A 19,515-nucleotide genomic window follows, 5' to 3' on the forward strand; every position below is an offset into this window, starting at 1 on the left:
CGCGCGACGGGGGCCGGCGGCGCGGCAGCGTGCCGCCGAGCCCGATACGGCCTATAGTGGTGCGTATGTTGCGTGAATATATCTCCGATCCCCGGTACATCACCACCGAGGAAGACACGATTTTCGCCTTGCTGGCCAACCGGGCCGAAGCGGATCCCGACGACCTCATCGCCCAGTGGCAGGATGGCGAGACCCGTCAGTGGCGGGACGTGACCGCAGGGCAGATGCTCTCGCGCGTGCGTGCCGTCGCCAAAGGTCTGATGGGATTGGGCGCCAAGCCCGGCAGCATGGTGGCCGTCTACTCGGCCACATGCTATGAGTGGGGCGTGGTCGACTTCGCATGCGCCGCCATCGGCGCTGTGAGCGTGCCGATCTACGAGACCGATTCCGCGAAACAGGCGGCCTCCATCATTGACGACACCATGCCGTTGATCGCGTTCGCCGGCGATTACGACCATGCCCAGACCCTCGAGCAGATCCGGGCCGACCGCGCGCATCTCGCATACGTGTTCAATTTCAAAGCGGACGGACTCGACGCGGTGGCCGACTTCGGCGAACGGGTGGACGACGACGAGCTCGACCGTGCCATCGCGCGCGTCAAAGCGGACGACCTGTCCACCATCGTCTACACCTCCGGCTCCACGGGCAAGCCGAAGGGGGCGATGCTCTCGCACCGCAACTTCACCCATATCGTCCACAACGGCTATGAGATCCTCAACAACGTGCTCTACCAGCCGAACCGTCTGCTGCTGTTCCTGCCGCTGGCGCACTGCTTCGCGCGCTACATCCAGTACGTGGCCATCGGCGGGCACGGCGTGGTGGGCTATGTGCCCAGCGCCAAGCATCTGCTCGCCGACCTGCGCTCCTTCAAGCCGACCTATCTGCTGGGCGTGCCGCGTGTGTTCGAGAAGGTCTACAACGCCGCCTCCCAGAAGGCGGGCGCCGGCATCAAAGGCCGCATCTTCGCCCGGGCGTTCGCGCATTTCGTCCAATGGTCGAAGGATGAGCAGGCGGGTGGGGGACATTCCCCCATCGCGCGGCTCAGGCACATGTTCTACATGCAGACCGTCGGCACCTCGGTGCGTTCCGCCTTGGGGCCGAACCTCAGGTACCTGGCGTGCGGCGGCGCCCCGCTCAACGCCGACCTGGCGCATTTCTTCAACGGCATGGACGACATCACGTTCATCCAGGGGTATGGCATGACCGAGACGGCCGCCCCGATGCTCGTCAACTGGGAGGACGACAACGTGGTCGGTTCCGTCGGCAAGCCGGGACCGGGCATGGGCGTGCGTCTCGGAGAGGATGACGAGCTGCTGCTCACCGGTCCCAACGTGTTCCTCGGCTACTACAAGCAACCCGAGCTCACCGCCGCCGCCATGACCGAGGACGGATGGATCCGCTCCGGCGATCTGGGCGTCATCGACGAGAACGGCTTCGTGACCATCACCGGACGCAAGAAGGACATCATCATCACCGCGGGCGGCAAGAACGTCAGCCCGGCTCCCATGGAGGACGTGATCAACACCTGCCCGATCATCTCCCACACGGTCGTCGTGGGCGACGGCAAGCCGTTCATCGCGGCGTTGGTCGAACTCGACGACGAGATGACGCGCTCGTGGCTGGGCTCGCAGGGGCTCAACGCGGATATGTCGATGTCCGAGGTCGCGCAAAGCGACGCGGTGCGCGCGTTCATCCAGCAATACATCGATTTGGCGAACGCGAACGTGTCGCGCGCCGAATCGGTGCGCAAATTCGTCATCCTCGACGAGGAGTTCACCCAGGAGGCCGGCACGCTCACGCCGAGCATGAAGATGGTCCGCCCGAAGGTGCTCGCCCGCTACGCCGATCTGATCGAGAGCGAGCTGTATGCGCCCAAGGCCTCCTCAAGGCCGGTGCCGGCCACCGCGAGGATCATCGACCGCACCACGGAGACGGTGCAGCAGATGAGCGAATCGGTCAAGCAGGCCTCGGAGAACATGAGCCCGAAGATGCGGCAGGCGTACGAGCGCACGCGCGCCAGCGTGTCGGATTCGCTTGCTACCGTGTCGGAGAAGATCAAGAAGCAGCAGCCGGACGGATTCGAGGCGGATGACGACGCCCCGGCCGCCGGCGGAGCTGAGGACCTGCCCGCCGCCGACGACGCGGCCGGCGCGACCAATGAGGAGCAGTGAGTTTTGGCAATCCGTGAGATTCGTGTCGTACCCGATCCCGTGCTGCGCACGCCTTGCGACGAGATCAAGGAGATCACCCCGGCCGTGCGCCGCCTGGTCGACGACCTTGTCGAAACCGTGGACGATCCCGGGAGGGCGGGCCTGTCCGCCAACCAGATCGGCGTGAACCTTCGCGCCTTCTCCTACAACATCGACGGCAAGGTGGGCTATGTGCTCAACCCGGTGCTCGAGGAGACCAGCGGCGAGCAGTACGGCGACGAGGGATGCCTGTCCGTGCCCGGCCTGTGGTACAAGACCCGCCGCGCCGACTACGCGCGCGTGCGCGGCATCGACCTCGACGGCAAGCCGGTCGTGCTCGAAGGGCATGGATTGATGGGGCGCATGCTTCAGCATGAATGCGACCATCTCGACGGCCATGTCTACCTCGACCGTCTGGAGAAGGAGGAGCGCCGCGCCGCGCTCAAATACATGCGCGAACACGCCAAGTGAGTTTTCCGCCATAGGGCGATTCCGACATTCGGGGGCGCATCACCGTGTCGGATGTCGCTTGGCGTATCGGACTTTTCCGTCATGCCGAGCGGAGTCGAGGCATCTCATCAAAACCCCGTCCCAATGGCGGGGTTTTATGCTACTGTGGGAACTTGTGTGTGCCACCCCGGTTTCCGGGCGCGGTCGCAGGCGTTCGGGGCCACCCAACTGATCCCTACCGGCACGCACGCATATCGCGCCATGTCCGCGACGGCCTGTGTCGGTCGGCTGACCTCCCGAAAGGGAGCGACGCTGCACGCAGGTGCGCATGGCCAGGCAAGAACCGACAATGAAAGGTAGCATTACCATGGCTCAGATCGCTATGAGCGACATGCTGAAGGCCGGCCTGCACTTCGGCCATCAGACCCGCCGCTGGAACCCGAAGATGAAGCAGTTCATCCTCACCCAGCGCAACGGCATCCACATCATCAACCTGTTCAAGTCGCTCGACATGATCGACAAGGCGTACGACTTCATCAAGACCACCGTGGCCCACAACGGCACCGTGCTCTTCGTCGGCACCAAGAAGCAGGCCCAGGAGGCCGTGTCCAACCAGGCCGTCCGCGTGAACATGCCCTACGTCTCCGAGCGTTGGCTCGGCGGCATGCTGACCAACTTCCAGACCGTGTCCAAGCGCGTCAACCGCCTCAAGGAACTTGAGGAGATGGACTTCTCCGACGTGCGCGGCTCCGGCCTGACCAAGAAGGAACTGCTGCTGCTCGAGCGCGAGAAGGACAAGCTCAACAAGCAGCTGGGCGGTATCCGCAACATGACCCGCACGCCGTCCGCGATGTTCGTCGTCGACATCAACAAGGAGGCGCTGGCCGTCGAGGAAGCCCACAAGCTGGGCATCCCGGTCATCGCCATCGTCGACACCAACACCGATCCGGAAGCCGTCGAGTACCCGATTCCGGCGAACGATGACGCCATCCGCGGCATCGAACTGCTGACCAGCCTCATGGCTGACGCGGTCGCCGAGGGCCTCATCGAACGTTCCGGCAAGGCCACCAAGGCCGAAGGCGAGACCGCCGAGCAGCCGATGGCCGCTTGGGAGAAGGAGCTCCTGGAGAACCAGGCCGCTCCCGCCGAGGAAGCCGTCGAAGCCGAGTCCACCGAGGCCGAGAAGGCCGAGTGAATCCGACCGTGAATGGGAGGCGTGTGAAGCGCCTCCCGGTTTACGGGACAATCACACTTTCAACAAGGGAGACAAACACATGGCAGCAATTACCGCCGCTCTGATCAAGCAGGTGCGTGAAGACACCGGCGCCGGCATGATGGACGTCAAGAAGGCCCTCACCGAGGCCGAAGGCGACGTCGCCCGCGCCAAGGAGATCATCCGCGCCAAGGGCATCGCCGCCGCCGGCAAGCGCGAAGGCCGCAAGGCCCAGGAAGGCACCATCGGCTCCAAGGTCGTCGAGACCGCCGAAGGCCAGACCGGCTACGCCGTCGAGCTGAACTCCGAGACCGACTTCGTGGCCAAGACCCCGAAGTTCGTCGAGTTCACCGACGAGGTGCTCGGCTACGCCGTCGAGGCGAACGCCGAATCCGCCGCCGAGCTGCTGGCCGCCAAGGTCGGCGACGCCACCGTGAAGGAGGCCGTCGAGGAGGCCGCCGCCCTGTTCGGCGAGCACGTCAAGGTCGGCCAGTTCGCGAAGATCTCCGGCGAGCACGTCGAGGTCTACGCCCACAAGAAGTCCGCCGAGATGCCGCCGAGCATCGTCGCGATGATCGCCACCGACAAGGCCGGCGCCGCCGTCGCGCACGAGGCCGCGCTGCAGATCTCCGCGATGGGCGCCCAGTGGCTGACCCGCGAGGACGTTCCGGCCGATGTGGTCGAGTCCGAGCGTCGCGTCGCCACCGAGAAGTCCCTCGCCGAGGGCAAGCCGGAGCAGATCGTTCCCAAGATCGTCGAAGGCCGTCTCAACGCCTTCTACAAGGAGAGCGTGCTGCTTGAGCAGTCCTACGTCAAGGATCCGTCCAAGACCGTCGGCGACCTGTTCAAGGAAGTGGGCGGCAAGGCCGTGGCCTTCGCCCGCGTCGAGGTCGGCAAGGGCGAAGAGGAGTGAGCCTGACTCGCCGTCTTCGGTCATAACCGACTGAACAATACGCATTCGGCCGCGCATCCCGATTCGGGTGCGCGGCCTTTGCTATGCCAAAACGAGGCGTTTGCGGTCCTCGTTGATACGGATACGTCGGGCGGCACGGCGGAATATGTCGTTTGATTCGATGGAATAAATCTTGTCTTCGTGGAAGACAAGATTTATGGTATTCTTGTCTTCCAAGAAGACAAGAACCTAATTCGATTCTTGTTTGTCGAACAGACGGGAGGCCGGTTATGCCAGTCAATGCCATAGTGCAAGAAAAACTGCTCGACTTCGAGCAGGAAGGCATTCCGCAGGTATTCGAGCGTGATCTGTCATTGGGGGACGTGCAGTCACCGGCGCGCGGCAATCTGGTGAACGTGGTGGTGGGGACGCGGCGTTGCGGGAAGACCTACCGCCTCTATCAGGAGATGCGGGCCATTCTTGATGCGGGTTATCCGCGCTCGTCGTTGATGTACTTCAATTTCGAGGATGAACGTCTCAAGCCGTATTCGCCGGGCCTGTTGGCCGACGTGCTTGACACGTTCTTCGCGATGCACCCTGATGCGAAGAGGGACGGCGCGTTCCTGTTTTTTGACGAGATCCAAGAGGTCGACGATTGGGGTGCGTTTCTGCGCCGCGTGGTGGATGGAACCAAGGCGACCGTCTATGTGACGGGGGCCTCGTCGAAGATGCTGTCCGCCGAACTGTCGAGCGAATTTCGTGGACGCGCGCTATCGCGGGAGATGTTCCCCTTGAGTTTTTCGGAGTTCGCGCGATTCCGCGGTGTGACGGGCGTGCCATTCGGCGATGGCTTCTCATCGAGTGCTCAGGCCGACCTGAGACATGCGTGTGTGGAATATCTGAATCGCGGCGGTTTCATCGCGCCGTTGCGGTTGAGCCCCTCGGAGGGCATGCTGCTGTTGCAGGAGTACGCGTATCGCACCGTCGCCCTGGATGTTGTGGAGCGGTATGGGTTGAGGAATCCGCGTGTGGCTTCGATGTTCGTCGCGCGTTGTCTGGCCTCGTCCGGCAGGGAACTTTCCGTGAACAAGGTGTATGGCGATATCAGAAGCCGCGGGGTTTCCGTTTCTCGTGAGACGCTGGGCAACCTGTTGGCGTACTACGAGGACGCGTTTCTGGTGTTTCCGGTGGGCGAGCTGTCCCGCGCCATCGCCGACAATCCGCGTTCCGTGTCGAAAATCTACGCCGTCGATCCCGGCATGTTCGCCGCATTCGCCCCCGCCTCCACCGTGGATGCGGGTCAGCGCTTGGAAACGGCGGTATACGATAAGCTTCGCCGCGGCGCGACCTACGCGCGTAAAGGCGCGGTGTCCCGATTGTTTGTCGAGGATGGCGGTTCCCGGCATGAAGTCGATTTTGTGGTGGGGGACGCCATGCTGATGGATGCCTATCGGTTGGTGCAGGTCAGCGTGGACATGGCGGACGCGAAAACCCGGTCCCGCGAGCTGTCGGCTCTGGACTCAGCCATGAGACGTTATGGAATATCCGAGTCGACGGTGGTGACCATGGACGAGGAATCGGACGAACATGTTTCATCGGGCACCATACACATCGTCCCCGCATGGAAGTGGCTTTTGGATGGCGGCGATGCCTCGTGACCGGTCGATCTCCCCGAACGCTTCGATGACGGTGATTCTCCGCTCGTGGAAGAACGCGGAACGCGCCTCATCCGCATACGGCCGCGCTAGACAAGCGGCCGATTGTCCGACAGATAGTCCGAAAGAATCGACAGACCTTTGGCGAGGCGTTCCGGTGTTCCGGCCGTGGAAAGGGCGATCCGCAGATATCGCCGTTCCTGGCGTGGGCCCGACAGAAAACGATCGGAATGGTAGACGCGCACTCCCGCTTTCTGGAGTTCCTTTTCGATCCGCGCGCCGTCCCGTTGGTCGTCTATCGGCAGCCAACGGTAGAAGCTGAGCGGATGGCCGAAATCCGGCGCATCCGGAAAGAAACCACGGAACAGCGCATTCGTTTCGGCCAGCAGATCACGCTTCCGGTGAATGATCTCGTTCGCCGTTCCGGAGGCGATCAGTTCGCTGATGATCTCCGCGTCCAGCGAGGATGTCTTCACGTTCACGTTGAACAGCGCCTGCAGGATCCGCTCGCGGAATTCGTCCGGATAGACGAGATACGCGACGCGCAGACCGGAGCAGATCGGCTTCGAGGTGCCGCACAGATATATCGTCCGCTCCGGAACCAGCCGCGCCATCGGGCCTTGGTAATCCGCGACGACGCCGGCCGTGAACAGGGCATGGATGTCGTCTTCGATCAGAATCAGCCGATGTCTCGCGATGACGTCCGCCAACTCCCTCTTCCGTCGTTCGGAGATCATCGCCGTCGTGGGATTGCAGCAGGACGGCATCAGAAAAACGCCCTGCACGGGGTTGAGTCCGTGCTGCGCCTCCAGCTCATCCGCCCGCATGCCTTCGTCGTCCGCCGCGATGGGCGCGAGCTGGATATGGAGCGTCTTCGCCAGCTCGATGAAATTCGCATAGGTGTAGGTGTCCACGGCGATGCGGTCGCCGGGCTCGAACAAGGCTATGAGCGCCAGCGCGAGTCCGTTCTGCGTTCCCGACACGATGGCCAGATGGTCGGTGTCGGTTCGCAGGCCGATGCCGCGCAGCCAGTCGACGCCCGCGGCCTTATGGTGCGGCATGCCCGTCGGATGGTCGTAGTCGAGCAGTTGCGGGACGTGCCTGTTCCTCGCCACGGAGGCGATGGCGTCCGCGACCATCGCGTTGCAGGATTCGAAGGACCCGACGAATCCCAGGTCGATGCTTTCCCGCGCGAGGTTCGCGGTCGATATGGTGGCCGACCTCGCCGCGTTGGGTGCCACGAAGGTTCCGCTGCCGGTGGTCGCGTACAGCAGTCCTTTCAGCTCGCATAGACGGTAGGCGCGGGTGACCGTGGTGAAATTGATGCCCAGATAGTCGGCCAGATCGCGCTGCGACGGCAGTCGCACGCCCGGGGCGAGCGAGCCGTCCGCGATGTCGCGTTCCAACTGCTCGGCGAGCGACGCGTAGATCGGGCGTTTCAGACCGCTTCGATCCGGCTTCCAGGAGAGCGCGGAAGCCCACAGCGCATCGTGTCGCGGCATAACGGCCTCCTAATGTATTCCATACAATTCTCGTTCTTAATTGTATGGAATATAACCGTATGATGCAGTCGACATGCGGAAAGGAGCGCGGATCATGGCAATACGAACGGTAAGCATCATCGGACTCGGCGCGGAGGGCAGCGTCGCCTACTATGCCGCAAGACGCTCGCTGGGCGCGGATCGGGTGCGTGTCATCGCGACAGGGGAGCGCGCGGAGCGGCTCAAACGTGACGGCATGGTCATCAACGGGGAATCCTACGAGCTGAACGTGGTCGCTCCGGGCGAGGGGCGGATCGCGCCGGATCTGCTGATCGTGGCGGTGAAAAGCTATCAGCTTCAAGGGATTCTGGACGACATCGCACGGGAGATCGACGACCACACCACGCTGATGAGTCTGATCAACGGCCTATCCAGCGAGGAGACGTTGGCGAGGCGGTTCGGCGCGGAGCATGTCGTCTACAGCATGAGCAAAATCAATGCGAAGAAGTCAGGCAATCATGTCGACTTCAAACCGGTCGGGCAGATCGCCATAGGAGAGAAGGACGGATCGGTCAGCGGCAGGGTCAAGGACGCGCACGCGCTGTTCGCGGCCGCCGTTCCCTGCGCGATCAGCGACGACATCTATCTGGAGATATGGCGCAAATACATGCTCAACGCCGCCTGCAACACGGTGGAGGCCATCTTCCGTGGACGGCACCGCTGGTTCCAGCGAATCCCCGAAGCCCGTGACGCGATGGAGTGCGTCATGCGGGAGATCGTAGCCCTCGCCGAGGCGATGGGCGTGGGCCTGACCCAGCGGGACATACGGGATCTGGACGGCTTCTTCGACGATTACGATCCGGACGGCATGCGCAGCATGGTCCAGGACGTGCTGCACGGGAACCAGACGGAGATCGATATGTTCATGGGCGAGGCGCTGCGGATGGGGCGGGAATACGGCGTGGATCTTCCCGTATGCCGTTTCGTCTACGACATCATCACGTCCATCGACAAAGCCAACGCCGGCGCTCTTGACGCATGAATCATGGTTTTATCCATGGACCGTCGAGGAAGACCGCCAAACCATCGCCTACTGTAGCCGAGCTCTTATGCGGTCCCTCAAAGACGACCGCGCCGAATCCTGATCATCGTCATCCGAACACTTCGATGGCGGCGATCAGCGGGAGGATGTCGGGGTCGATCTGCTCCCGTCCGTAGGCGTCGAGGAAACGGTTGTCGTATCGGTCGGTATGCAGATTGAACCGCAGAGTCCATAATGCCCAGAACACGTCCACATGCCGGTCTCCGACGCCGCCGGAATCAAGATCCACGAAACCGGAGAACCGCCAGTCGTCGAGAATGATGTTCGGCAGGCAGTAATCGCCGTGGAGCAGCGTGTTCGTATGCAGCAGATGTTTGCGTTCCATGATGACGCGGTGGATTTCGTCGAGTGAGGTGGGACCGAACATGTCGGTGAAGAACGACGGATCGATGCATCCGATGCGCCATCCCTCATCGGCGCGTTCCAGATATCGCGTTGTGTGGTCGGGTACCGGGCATCCGTCGGTCGGCATCGTATGGAGGGCCGCCAGACGTTCGGCCATGAGATCGGCCAAACGTTCGGGCTGTTCCATGTATTGCGATGCGGTGCAATCCTCGCCGGGCAATCGCTTGGTGAGCAGCCAATCGCAGCCGCTCTGCGAATCCTGATCGTAACGCAGCGTTTCGGCGGCGAGCCCGCGTTCATGGAAGAATCTCGTGAGTTCGGCCTCGCGTTGGAGAGCGCCCAATCCCGCGCGTTTCAGAAAGAAGCCGTCTTCGCGGTCGATGAACGTCACCCGCGCTTCGGGCGACGAACTGCTGTCGAACATGGGCGCATGAGCCAGCGAATCATCCAGCCAGTGCGGTACTTCGACATTGTCGACTAACGTAAGACTCATGATGCGTTCGTGGGTCATTTCCATTGCAGCTCTCCTCGCGGCAGGATGACGTTGTATCGAGCGAAATCAGGGTCCGGTTGTGTGGCCGAACGATATATTTTCCGTAAGGGAGTCCATGGTTCGTCCAGTCGCAAAGAGGTGGTGTCATGGTCGATGGCCCATTGCTGGTGATCGTATAGTCCGGCCATAAACGCGCTCCAGTTGCGGTCCATGTCCTTTGCGACTGACGTGAAACGTACTGGCTGTTCATCGGGGAATTCGAACAAATTACGCATGCTGGCGGAAATCCGTGACCACTGGTCGGCATCGCCTGCGTATGTATGGATGCTTTCCACGAGCTCCTGCATTGATGGCGCGCCGGTCAATCGCATCGTAACTTGCTCAAGCGGTGTGAGCGTCACCTCATAGCCCAAGGCGCGTGCCGCCTCCTCGATTGTGTCGAAGCGGGGGATCGTCTTGCCGTGTAATGTGCGTGAGACCACGGATTCGTCGAGATTCGTGGCACGCGAGAGTTGGGCTGCTGTCATCCCCGTCAATTCCATCAGCTTCTTGAGCGCTTCGTTGGCTTGCATATTTGCAAGTATAGCGTATGTTGTCCATCCGCATATTGGGTGATAGCTTACTGCTGTGAGCTGTTCCTAACGCTGAAGGAGACCTGCCATGTCCTGGGATGAGTCCTGTATCGAGACCGTGGCCACGGGGACGCGGCTTCGCGAGGCGTTGACGGCGGTGGGGTTGGAGCGCACGGACTCATGCTTCGTGCACACCAAACTCAGCGCGTTCGGATTCATACCGGGCGGCGAGCAGACCGTGGTCGATGTGCTCAAGGATGTGCTGTGCGAAGGCGACATCATGATGTCGGCGCAGAGCTTGGACCTGTCCGATCCGCAATACTGGGGATATCCGCCTGTGGATGCGGCGTTGGTCGATGATGTGCGCAACGCCTTGCCTGCGTTCGACGCCGCGACCACGCCCGTGCATGGATTGGGACGCACCCCGGAATATTTCCGCGCGCTGCCCGGCACCCGCCGCAGCGGTCATCCGTTGTATTCGATGAGCGCATGGGGCGCGCACGCCGACTGGCTGTGCGGGATCGCGGATGGTCAGGACGCCGCCGGCAGCGGCGTATACGATATGCCGTTCGGCGAGAACAGCCCCATCGCCAGACTGTGCGAACTGGACGGCAAAGTGATTTTCCTCGGAACCGACTTCGAATCCTGTACGGCCATCCACCACGCCGAATCGCTGATCGGGCGTCCGCTCATCCAAGAGACCGCGCCGGTCGCGCGAATCGAGGCCGGTACCGGTGAGCGCGCGGTCGAATGGATCACCTTCGACACCGTGGAACTCGACCGCTACGAGGACTTCTCCCGATTCGGCGAACACTTCCTCGCCAAGCACGGCGATGCGATCCGTCGAACGAGCGTCGGCGGCGCGCAGATCCTCGCATTCCCCATCCGAACGCTGGTGGACGCCGCCCAGGACTACTATCGCGCCCGTGATCATGAACTCATTTCAACGTGATTCGTGAAGCGCCTTATCTAATGTTCGGAAGCATTGACGATTGCGCTTACCGTGGTGTTTATCGATACTCGGCATGTCGAAGCTGAGAACCCCACAGCGAACAGGCTTTCCGCGCACATTTGGCTGACCCTCGACAGACTTGACAGACGGATATTCGAGGGATGTCGCTGCCTGTGGTGGTGATGCGGCAATGCGTTTTGAACGTCGCGGTATGTTCGAGGTATGGTGGGGCACATGGGATCACCGTTGTTTGTACGTCGGGTGCGTATTGATTGGAACGCGTTGCCTGACGACTCCTATGTGCGGGGCATCACGGCGTTACAGGACGTTGATGAGGTGACATTCGACGCGCCGGTGACGTTCTTTGTGGGGGAGAACGGATCCGGCAAATCCACGCTGCTGGAAGCGATCGCGCTCGCCTGCGGATTCAATGCGGAAGGCGGCACTCGAAACTACCGCTTCTCCACCTACGACGATGTGTCCGAACTGGCCGATGCGGTACTCGTGGAGCGGCAACGGTCGTTGACTCAGTCCAGCTACTTCCTGCGCGCGGAAAGCTTCTTCACCATGGCCACCAAGGCGCGCGAATACGCCGTCGGCAGGTCCGATGCGCGCGCGAGACTGCACGAGCAATCCCATGGCGAAAGCTTTATGAGTTGGATACAGTCGTTCAGCGGTCCGGGTCTCTGTGTGATGGATGAGCCCGAGGCCGCGCTTTCCCCACAGCGTCAGCTTTCGTTGCTGGCGTTGCTGTCCGAACTCGCGCAAGCCGGTTCGCAGTTCATCATCGCCACCCATTCGCCGGTGCTGCTCGCCTTGCCAAACGCCACGATTCTCTCGTTCGACGATGGTCGGATGCATCCCATCTCCTATGAGGACACCGAGTCGTACCGCATCACCGACATGATCATCAGCCGCCGCGAGTCGCTGCTCCGTCACCTTATCGACGAGATATAGCGCACCTCTTGTCATGCAGACGCCGGCCGCACGATTCAAATCCGATGAACTGCGCGCAGACGTCATGTCTTTCGGAAGGACGGACGGTTGTGGAACAATGAACGGTATGGGTGAGCTACATGAGTCGATAGCTGAGCGACTGCGCCGCGAACGCGACGCGCGTGAGAGCCACGGTCTGTACTATCTCACGCAGGTGCTGCTGTCGTTCAATTCGAACCATATGGAAGGGTCGACGCTGAGCGCGGAACAGACGGCGCAGATCTTCGAGACGGGCGCGTTCCTGCCTGAAACCGACAAACAGGTGCGGGTGGACGACGCGGTGGAGACGGCGAACCATTTCCGCGCGTTCTCGTGGCTGCTCGATCATGTCGACGATCCTGTGGATGAGGATCTGGTGTGCCATCTGCATGCGATGCTCAAGCACGGCACCATGCAGGAGGCGGATCCGGAGCGCTATAACGTGGGCGGATACAAAACCCGCGCGAATGTGATCGGCGCGCTGGCCCAGATCAAAACGGCCCCGCCGGAACGGGTCCCCGACTGCATGCGTCAGGTATTCGCGGCCTGCGTCGCCCTGCGGGACGACCCGTACGACATCGCGAGCATGCACTGGATGTTCGAACGCACTCATCCCTTCTCCGATGGCAACGGCCGCGTCGGACGTCTGCTGCTCTTCAAGGAATGCCTGCGCATCGGCACGGTGCCGCCGCTTATCCGCGACGAGAACCGCAATCTGTATGTGCGCGCGCTGACGAATTTCCCGCAACAGCCGGGATATCTGGTCGATCTGCTGCTCAGCGAGCGCGACTTCTACCGCGACGAGCTGCTGAGCCGGTTTGCTGCCGGCGAAATCGATGTCGACTATCGCGATTGTTGGAGCCTTGACGATGCGGAGTCGCGCAGACGACGGGACTTGGATTTCGCTTCCATGATCGATGCGTATGGAAGGTGAGACGACGCTGTGGAGCAGCGCCGCAGCCGTTGTGTGCGCGTCGTGCGGACGGCCGTCGCGAATAGCCGATATGCTTGGAAATCGGTAATTCCTGAGCCTCAAGAGAAAGGCAACGTATGACTGGCGAAGACGCAGGCGACAAGCCCCGCAGGGTTCTGCTCAAACTGTCCGGCGAGGCGTTCGGCGGCGGCAAGGTCGGAATCGACACGCATGTGGTCCGCCGTATCGCGGAGGAGATCGTTCCCGCGGTGAACCAAGGAGTCGAGGTCGCGATCGTGGTCGGCGGCGGCAACTTCTTCCGCGGCGCCGAACTCCAGCAGGCCGGCATCGACCGCTCCCGCGGCGACTACATGGGCATGCTCGGCACGGTGATGAACTGCCTCGCGCTGCAGGATTTCCTGGAGCAGGAGGGGCAGGCCACCCGCGTGCAGACCGCCATCACCATGGGCCAGGTCGCCGAGCCGTACATTCCGCTCAAAGCCATCCGTCATCTCGAGAAGGGCCGTGTGGTGATCTTCGGTGCCGGTGCCGGCATGCCGTACTTCTCCACCGACACGGTCTCCATTCAGCGTTCGCTCGAAATCCACTGCGACGAAGTGCTGATGGGCAAGAACGGCGTCGACGGCGTTTACACCGCCGACCCGCGCAAGGATGAGAACGCCAAGCGTTTCGCAACCCTGAGCTACAACCGCGCCCTCGTCGACAACCTCGCCGTCATGGACGCCTCCGCCCTGTCGATGGCCCGCGACAACAAGCAGCGCATCCGCGTCTTCGGACTCGAAGGCGAAGGCAACGTGACCCGCGCCCTCATCGGCGAGGAGATCGGCACCATCGTCTCCACCGCGGAATCACGCGTGGCCGAATAATCCAGTCCACCACCAGATAAACCAACCAGCGTTCGCAGCAGAACCGCACATCCACAAAGGAGCACCACATGGCAACCCTCATCGACCAGGCCAAAGACCAGATGGCCAAGACCATCGAAAACACCAAGGACAACTTCGCCGGCATCCGCACCGGCCGCGCCAACCCGGCGCTGCTCAACGGCATCATGGTGGACTACTACGGTTCCCCCACGCCGATCAAGGCCGTCGCCTCCATCGGCGTGCCCGAGCCGCGCACCCTCTCCGTCACCCCGTTCGACGTCTCCCAGGCCGCGGCGGTCGAGAAGGCGATCCGCAACTCCGACCTCGGCGTGAGCCCGAACCGCGACGGCAATGTGATCCGCCTGACCATGCCGGAACTCACCGAGGAGCGCCGCAAGGAATACGTCAAGCTCGCCAAGACCAAGGCCGAGGACGGCAAGGTGGCCGTGCGCAACATCCGCCGCAAGGCCAAGGAAACCATCGACAAGTCCGTCAAGGACGGCGACATGGGCGAGGACGAGGGCGACCGTCTGCTCAAGGACCTCGACAAGGTCACCAAGCAGATCACTGACGAGATCGACGCGCTGCTGGAAGCCAAGCAGAAGGAGATCATGGAGGTCTGAGACGGACCATCCCCTCTCGATAACCGGACGATGGTGACATCTCTGACGGTTTTGAGTGGCGGACCTTCCGGATCGATGTGAGGCTGGGCGCGCGACAGGACGAAAGAATCCTGTTAACGCCCAGCCTCACGCTATAGTGGTCACAGATTGACGATGCTGGAGGACTTGATGGAACGCAACGAACAGTTGGAGAGGAACGCCGAGGAGACGCTCGACAACATCAACAAGAAAACCGGACGCAATATGCCGCAGGCGATCGCCACCGGCGCGGCCCTTGTCATATTGATCCTCGCCTGCCTGCTGATCAGCATCGACCTGTTCGTGGCGCTGATCGTCGTGTTCATGATCCTCGCCTTGTGGGAGCTGCGCGTCGACTTCGCCACCGTAGGCCTGCACATCCCCGTGATCATGCTGTGGGTATGCTCGTCGGTCACCCTGTTCGCCACCTACTATTCGCCCTACCATCTCGAAGCCGCCGCGCTGTGCATCCTGATGTCGCTGATGCTGGTCTCTCTGGCCGCCACCGCCAAACTGAGCTTCGGCAACCGCCTGTCGCTTGCGGTGGCCGGCAAACTCTCCCAGACCGAGGCCGGCGCGCGTTTGGAATCCTCCTTCAACCACGACGGGGGAGAGCAGCAGCACAGCCGCCTGTCGCATGTGGCGGTCTCCATCCTCACCGTCCTGTACATTCCACTGCTCGCCTCCTGCATTGTAATCTCGCTGCCGGGGGATCATCCCGTCGCCCACGCGATCATGCTGGTGTTCCTGCCCGCGCTTTCCGACACCGGCGGCCTGTTCGCCGGCGCATGGCTGGGCAAGCACAAACTCTCGCCGCGCATTTCCCCAAGAAATCATGGGAGGGACTTGCCGGATCAATGCTGTTCGCCATGGTGGGCGCGTTCGCCGTGTTCTTCTGCACCTATGACGCGGACGTGTGGGCCACCCGCTGGTGGGTTCCCATCGTCGCCGGCGTGCTGGTGGGCGCGGTGGGAACCTTCGGCGACCTGTGCGCGTCCATGATCAAAAGGGATCTGGGACTCAAAGACATGGGGCATCTGCTCAAAGGGCATGGCGGTGTGATGGACCGCGTCGACTCCATCCTGATGAGCGCGCCTTTCATGTGCGCGCTGCTGTGGGTGACCGGTCTATAACCATCCCGTCGTTCCGAGCGCAGCTACCAATGTCAGCCTGCGGAGATGCTTCGACTTCGCTACGCTCCGCTCAGCATGACGAATAATCATCACCAACGTATCTCGAGCGCAGCTACCACCGTCATCCCGAACGTAGTTACCACCGTCGTCCCGAGCGCAGTCGAGGGATCTCAACCAACGTCAAAGAGGCACCATGAGCGAAACCACCATTCCCACCACCGAGCAGCCCGAAACCGGCATCACCCCCGGCGGCACCTCCGGCGCGTTCCGCGACGTGCTCTCCAAAGACCACGCACGGCGCGGCAAGCCGCCCGTGCATTTCGCCGACATGACCGAGGACGAGCGCGTCGAGACGGCGAAAAAGCTCGGCCTGCCGAAGTTCCGCGTCAAACAGCTCGCGAACCACTATTACGGCCACTTCGATGTGAACGCCGCCGAATTCACAGATTTCCCCGCGTCCAAGCGCGAGGAGGCGGCCGCCGCGTTCTTCCCCGAACTCATCACCGAGGTCACCCGTCAGGTGGCCGACGAAGGCACCACCATCAAAACCCTGTGGAAGCTGTTCGACGGCTCGCTGATCGAATCCGTGCTCATGCGCTACCCGACGCGCACCACGCTGTGCATCTCCTCGCAGGTCGGCTGCGGCATGGGATGCCCGTTCTGCGCCACCGGCCAACTGGGACTCACCCGCAACATGTCCACCGGCGAGATCCTGGAACAGGTGCGCGTCGCCGCCAAGATGATGCGCGACGGCGAGGTCGCGGGCGGCCCGGGACGCTTGAGCAACATCGTGTTCATGGGTATGGGCGAGCCTATGGGCAACTACAGGTCCGTGCTGTCCGCCGTGCGTCAGATCTCCGCCATGCCGCCGGAGGGATTCGGCATCTCCGCGCGCAACATCACCGTCTCCACCGTCGGCGTGGTTCCCGGCATCAGGAAATTCACCGCCGAGGGCATTCCGGTGCGTCTGGCCGTCTCGCTGCATGCGCCGAGCGACGAGCTGCGCGACGAACTCGTGCCGATGAACAAACGCTTCAACACCACGCAGGTGCTTGACGCCGCGCATGACTACTGGCTGGCCTCCAAACGCCGCGTGAGCATCGAATACGCGCTGATGCGCGGCATCAACGACCAGGCCGAACATGCGCGGCTGTTGGCCAAGCGGCTCAACCATTACGGCGATAACTGGGCGCACGTCAACCCGATTCCGCTCAATCCGATCGAGGGGTCGAAATGGACCGCCTCCAAACCGGAGGATGAGGCGCGGTTCTTGGAGATCCTGCATGCCGCCGGCATCACCGCCACCCTACGCGACACCCGCGGCCAGGATATCGACGGCGCCTGCGGCCAGCTGGCGGCCAAGGAGCGGTGACGCCTTCGCACGAAGTCCTCCCGTCGGTTGGCTTGTGCGACCTTTCCGCACACCAATCGCACATGGCCTCACAAGCCTGATCGGCGGATTTACGGCGTTTTTCATCATTTCGTGTGCGTTTCGAAGCCGCTCGAGGGTCGCACGGACGCGATCGGGTCGGCCTGCCGTGCGACCCCGGTCGGCAGCGACACCACGAATGTGGTGGTCCCATCGACACTGGACGCTCCGATCGCGCCGCCATGCAGCTCCACAATCTGTTTGGCGATGGCCAGTCCCAGCCCGGAACCTCCGGACGAGCTGCCGCGCGAGTCGTCAAGGCGATAGAACTTGTCGAAGATGCGCGTCAGTTTGTCCGGCGAAATCGTCCGCCCGACGCTCGACACCGACACGCAGGCCATCCCCTGGGCGGGGTCGTCCCACGCTTGGATGGCGATGTCGGTGCCCCGCGTGCCATAGGAGATCGCGTTGCGCAGCAGATTGTTGAACACGCGCGCCAGCTTCTGCGCGTCGGCGTCGACCTCAAGCCGCTGCGGCAGATCCAGACGCACCGTATTGCCATGCTCCTCCAGTTGCGGATGGAACTCCTCGCTCAGCTGGAGAAGCAGCGTCGTCAGATCGAGCCGCTGCCGGTCCAAGGCGATGGTCTGCATGTTGTATCGCGTGATGTCGAAGAACTCGTCGGTGAGCGTATCCAGCCGTTGCGCCTTGCGCAGGGCGATGCCGATATACTTGCGGCGCTGCGCGTCGGGCATGTCCGGCACCTCGTCGAGCAGACTCAGATAGCCGATCACCGAGGTCAACGGCGTGCGGATGTCGTGCGCGAGATACATGACCAGATCGTTCTTGCGCTGCTCGGCGAGCCGCGCCTCCATATCCCGCCGTTCCAACTCGTGTTTGACCTGGTTGAGCTTGGTCTCGGTCTGCGCCATCTTCGCAGGCAGCGCGATGTCGGTCCGGCCGCTGTCCGTCAGTGCGTCGATGCCGTGGGACAGCGCGCTGAAGTAGCGCACGCAATACGGTTTCAACGACGCCTGGTATCCGACGAACAGCACCATGGCCGCGACGGCGATCAGCAACGGCAGCGAGTTGTTACGCATCAGCGCGAGCAGTCCCAGCGCCTGCTCGTCGGACATGCCCAGCGACAGGACCAGAACGTTGTACAGCGTGTTGGAATCCCACGTGAGCGCGAAGAAGCCGACGGCGGCCACCGCCACGGCGAGCATGACGGCGACGCGTAGCAGCATGCCCTGCGCCAGGCGGGTCCCCTCCTGATGTCCTGGACGGTCGTTCCGCGTACGAGATTGGGGAGTCCCGTCCGTGCGGGGTGGGCGTGCCGCGCCGCCCGCGGAGGGGACGTCATATCCGACGGGCATCTCACCCGATTTTGTATCCGATGCCCCAAACGGTGCGGATATAGGTCGGCCTGTCAACGTTGTCTCCTAACTTCTCGCGCAGATGGCGCACATGCACGCTGATCGTGTTGCTGGTTTTGATATAGGTTTCGTCGCCCCACAGCTCGTGGAACATCTCCTCCGAACTCACCGGCTGGCCGAGACGCTCCAACAGCACGCGCGCGATCGCGAACTCGGTGGGCGTCAGCTGCACCGGATCGCCGTCCACCGTGCATTCATGCGTGAGCGCGTTGAGCTCAAGACCCCGATACGACAGTACGCCGGAAGCGGCGGACGCGCCCGCGCGGGAGGCAGTCGCTTCCGGCACGCCTGGCATGGGACCAGCCTGCAATCCGGCATCGTATTGCCGACGTCGACGCAGCTGCGCCTTGACCCGGGCGACCAGCTCCAACGGGCGGAACGGCTTGGTGAGATAATCGTCCGCGCCGAAATTCAGTCCGGCGATCTTATCGACCTCGGCATCCTTGGCGGTGAGCATGATCACCGGATACGTGTGGCGTTTGCGGATCTCACGGCAGAGCTGGAAACCGTTGACGCCCGGCAGCATCACGTCCAGCACCGCCAGATCGAACGGACGCTCATTGATGGCGGCCAATGCGGTCTCGGCGTCATAGCGCACCTGAGTCGCGAACCCCTCCGCCTCAAGGTACAGCGCGACCAGATCGGCGATCTCCCGCTCGTCATCCACGACCAGTATGGTCGCGCCGTTCGCGCCTCCCGTGGCGACCCCGCTGGACTGGCATCCCATCATCGTTCCTTTCCTTCGGCATCCGACACCCACGCTAATCGATTCGAGCGGTCTTCCGAACGCGACACAGGCGGCGAATGATGAAGAATC

Annotated in this window: 17 protein-coding genes and 1 pseudogene; 13 read left to right on the forward strand and 5 right to left on the reverse strand. The window is 62.4% G+C overall.

Features of this window, described 5'->3' with window-relative positions:
• Window positions 1-65: 65 nt before the first annotated feature.
• From BL8807_RS09305 to BL8807_RS09325, 5 genes are all read left to right on the forward strand, one after another.
• Window positions 66-2,171: an AMP-dependent synthetase/ligase gene (locus tag BL8807_RS09305; protein WP_072726147.1), complete on the forward strand. Its 2,106-nt coding sequence runs from the start codon at window positions 66-68 to the stop codon at window positions 2,169-2,171.
• A 3-nt stretch (window positions 2,172-2,174) separates the two neighbouring features.
• Window positions 2,175-2,660 carry a peptide deformylase gene (gene def, locus BL8807_RS09310; protein WP_072726145.1) on the forward strand — a complete coding sequence of 162 codons (486 nt, stop codon included), beginning with the start codon at window positions 2,175-2,177 and terminating at the stop codon, window positions 2,658-2,660.
• Between the two features lie 346 nt (window positions 2,661-3,006).
• The gene (rpsB, locus tag BL8807_RS09315; RefSeq protein ID WP_072726143.1) at window positions 3,007-3,834 is read left to right on the forward strand and encodes a 30S ribosomal protein S2; all 828 of its coding nucleotides are present in this window, start codon (window positions 3,007-3,009) and stop codon (window positions 3,832-3,834) included.
• 79 nt (window positions 3,835-3,913) lie between these two features.
• Window positions 3,914-4,765, forward strand: a complete 852-nt coding sequence (tsf, locus tag BL8807_RS09320; RefSeq protein WP_072726141.1) for a translation elongation factor Ts — start codon at window positions 3,914-3,916, stop codon at window positions 4,763-4,765.
• A gap of 152 nt (window positions 4,766-4,917) precedes the next feature.
• On the forward strand, window positions 4,918-6,402 hold the full coding sequence (locus BL8807_RS09325) for an ATP-binding protein (protein WP_205408863.1): 1,485 nt from the start codon (window positions 4,918-4,920) through the stop codon (window positions 6,400-6,402).
• An 86-nt stretch (window positions 6,403-6,488) separates the two neighbouring features.
• On the opposite strand, the gene BL8807_RS09330 is transcribed toward BL8807_RS09325, so the two are convergent.
• Window positions 6,489-7,901 (reverse strand): aminotransferase-like domain-containing protein, encoded by a 1,413-nt coding sequence (locus BL8807_RS09330; protein ID WP_072726137.1) that lies wholly within the window; start codon window positions 7,899-7,901, stop codon window positions 6,489-6,491.
• 94 nt (window positions 7,902-7,995) lie between these two features.
• Here BL8807_RS09330 and BL8807_RS09335 point away from each other — a divergent pair, with 94 nt between their 5' ends.
• Complete coding sequence (locus BL8807_RS09335) at window positions 7,996-8,922, forward strand: ketopantoate reductase family protein (RefSeq protein WP_072726134.1); 927 nt, start codon at window positions 7,996-7,998, stop codon at window positions 8,920-8,922.
• 109 nt (window positions 8,923-9,031) lie between these two features.
• Here BL8807_RS09335 and BL8807_RS09340 read toward each other — a convergent pair whose 3' ends face one another.
• Window positions 9,032-9,844 (reverse strand): aminoglycoside 3'-phosphotransferase, encoded by an 813-nt coding sequence (locus BL8807_RS09340; protein ID WP_211278303.1) that lies wholly within the window; start codon window positions 9,842-9,844, stop codon window positions 9,032-9,034.
• The gene (locus BL8807_RS09345) at window positions 9,835-10,392 is read right to left on the reverse strand and encodes a helix-turn-helix domain-containing protein (protein ID WP_072726132.1); all 558 of its coding nucleotides are present in this window, start codon (window positions 10,390-10,392) and stop codon (window positions 9,835-9,837) included. The genes BL8807_RS09340 and BL8807_RS09345 overlap by 10 nt, the downstream gene beginning before the upstream one ends.
• 88 nt (window positions 10,393-10,480) lie before the next feature.
• Between BL8807_RS09345 and BL8807_RS09350 the strand changes: the two genes are divergently transcribed.
• The 7 genes and pseudogenes from BL8807_RS09350 to rlmN all read left to right on the forward strand — a co-directional run bounded on the left by BL8807_RS09350 (window position 10,481) and on the right by rlmN (window position 17,265).
• Window positions 10,481-11,344 (forward strand): AAC(3) family N-acetyltransferase, encoded by an 864-nt coding sequence (locus BL8807_RS09350; protein ID WP_072726130.1) that lies wholly within the window; start codon window positions 10,481-10,483, stop codon window positions 11,342-11,344.
• A 234-nt stretch (window positions 11,345-11,578) separates the two neighbouring features.
• Window positions 11,579-12,301, forward strand: coding sequence for an AAA family ATPase (locus BL8807_RS09355; RefSeq protein ID WP_083570236.1), 723 nt, complete (start codon window positions 11,579-11,581; stop codon window positions 12,299-12,301).
• Window positions 12,302-12,407: 106 nt separating this feature from the next.
• Window positions 12,408-13,253, forward strand: a complete 846-nt coding sequence (locus tag BL8807_RS09360) for a Fic family protein (RefSeq protein WP_072726126.1) — start codon at window positions 12,408-12,410, stop codon at window positions 13,251-13,253.
• A gap of 116 nt (window positions 13,254-13,369) precedes the next feature.
• A complete protein-coding gene (pyrH, locus tag BL8807_RS09365; protein WP_072726124.1) occupies window positions 13,370-14,119 on the forward strand; it encodes a UMP kinase in 750 nt (249 codons plus the stop codon).
• 68 nt (window positions 14,120-14,187) lie between these two features.
• A complete protein-coding gene (gene frr / locus BL8807_RS09370) occupies window positions 14,188-14,742 on the forward strand; it encodes a ribosome recycling factor (protein WP_072726121.1) in 555 nt (184 codons plus the stop codon).
• A gap of 243 nt (window positions 14,743-14,985) precedes the next feature.
• Window positions 14,986-15,893 (forward strand): annotated as a pseudogene (locus BL8807_RS09375) (phosphatidate cytidylyltransferase).
• A 193-nt stretch (window positions 15,894-16,086) separates the two neighbouring features.
• Window positions 16,087-17,265 carry a dual-specificity RNA methyltransferase RlmN gene (gene rlmN / locus BL8807_RS09380; RefSeq protein WP_072726117.1) on the forward strand — a complete coding sequence of 393 codons (1,179 nt, stop codon included), beginning with the start codon at window positions 16,087-16,089 and terminating at the stop codon, window positions 17,263-17,265.
• 104 nt (window positions 17,266-17,369) lie between these two features.
• Here rlmN and BL8807_RS09385 read toward each other — a convergent pair whose 3' ends face one another.
• Together BL8807_RS09385 and BL8807_RS09390 are read right to left on the reverse strand one after the other, a co-directional pair.
• Window positions 17,370-18,509 carry a sensor histidine kinase gene (locus tag BL8807_RS09385; RefSeq protein ID WP_072726115.1) on the reverse strand — a complete coding sequence of 380 codons (1,140 nt, stop codon included), beginning with the start codon at window positions 18,507-18,509 and terminating at the stop codon, window positions 17,370-17,372.
• A 130-nt stretch (window positions 18,510-18,639) separates the two neighbouring features.
• The gene (locus tag BL8807_RS09390) at window positions 18,640-19,425 is read right to left on the reverse strand and encodes a response regulator transcription factor (protein ID WP_072726238.1); all 786 of its coding nucleotides are present in this window, start codon (window positions 19,423-19,425) and stop codon (window positions 18,640-18,642) included.
• Between the last annotated feature and the right edge of the window lie 90 nt (window positions 19,426-19,515).

The sequence above is a fragment of the Bifidobacterium lemurum genome, from assembly GCF_014898175.1.
In the GTDB taxonomy this organism is placed as follows: Bacteria; Actinomycetota; Actinomycetes; order Actinomycetales; family Bifidobacteriaceae; genus Bifidobacterium; species Bifidobacterium lemurum.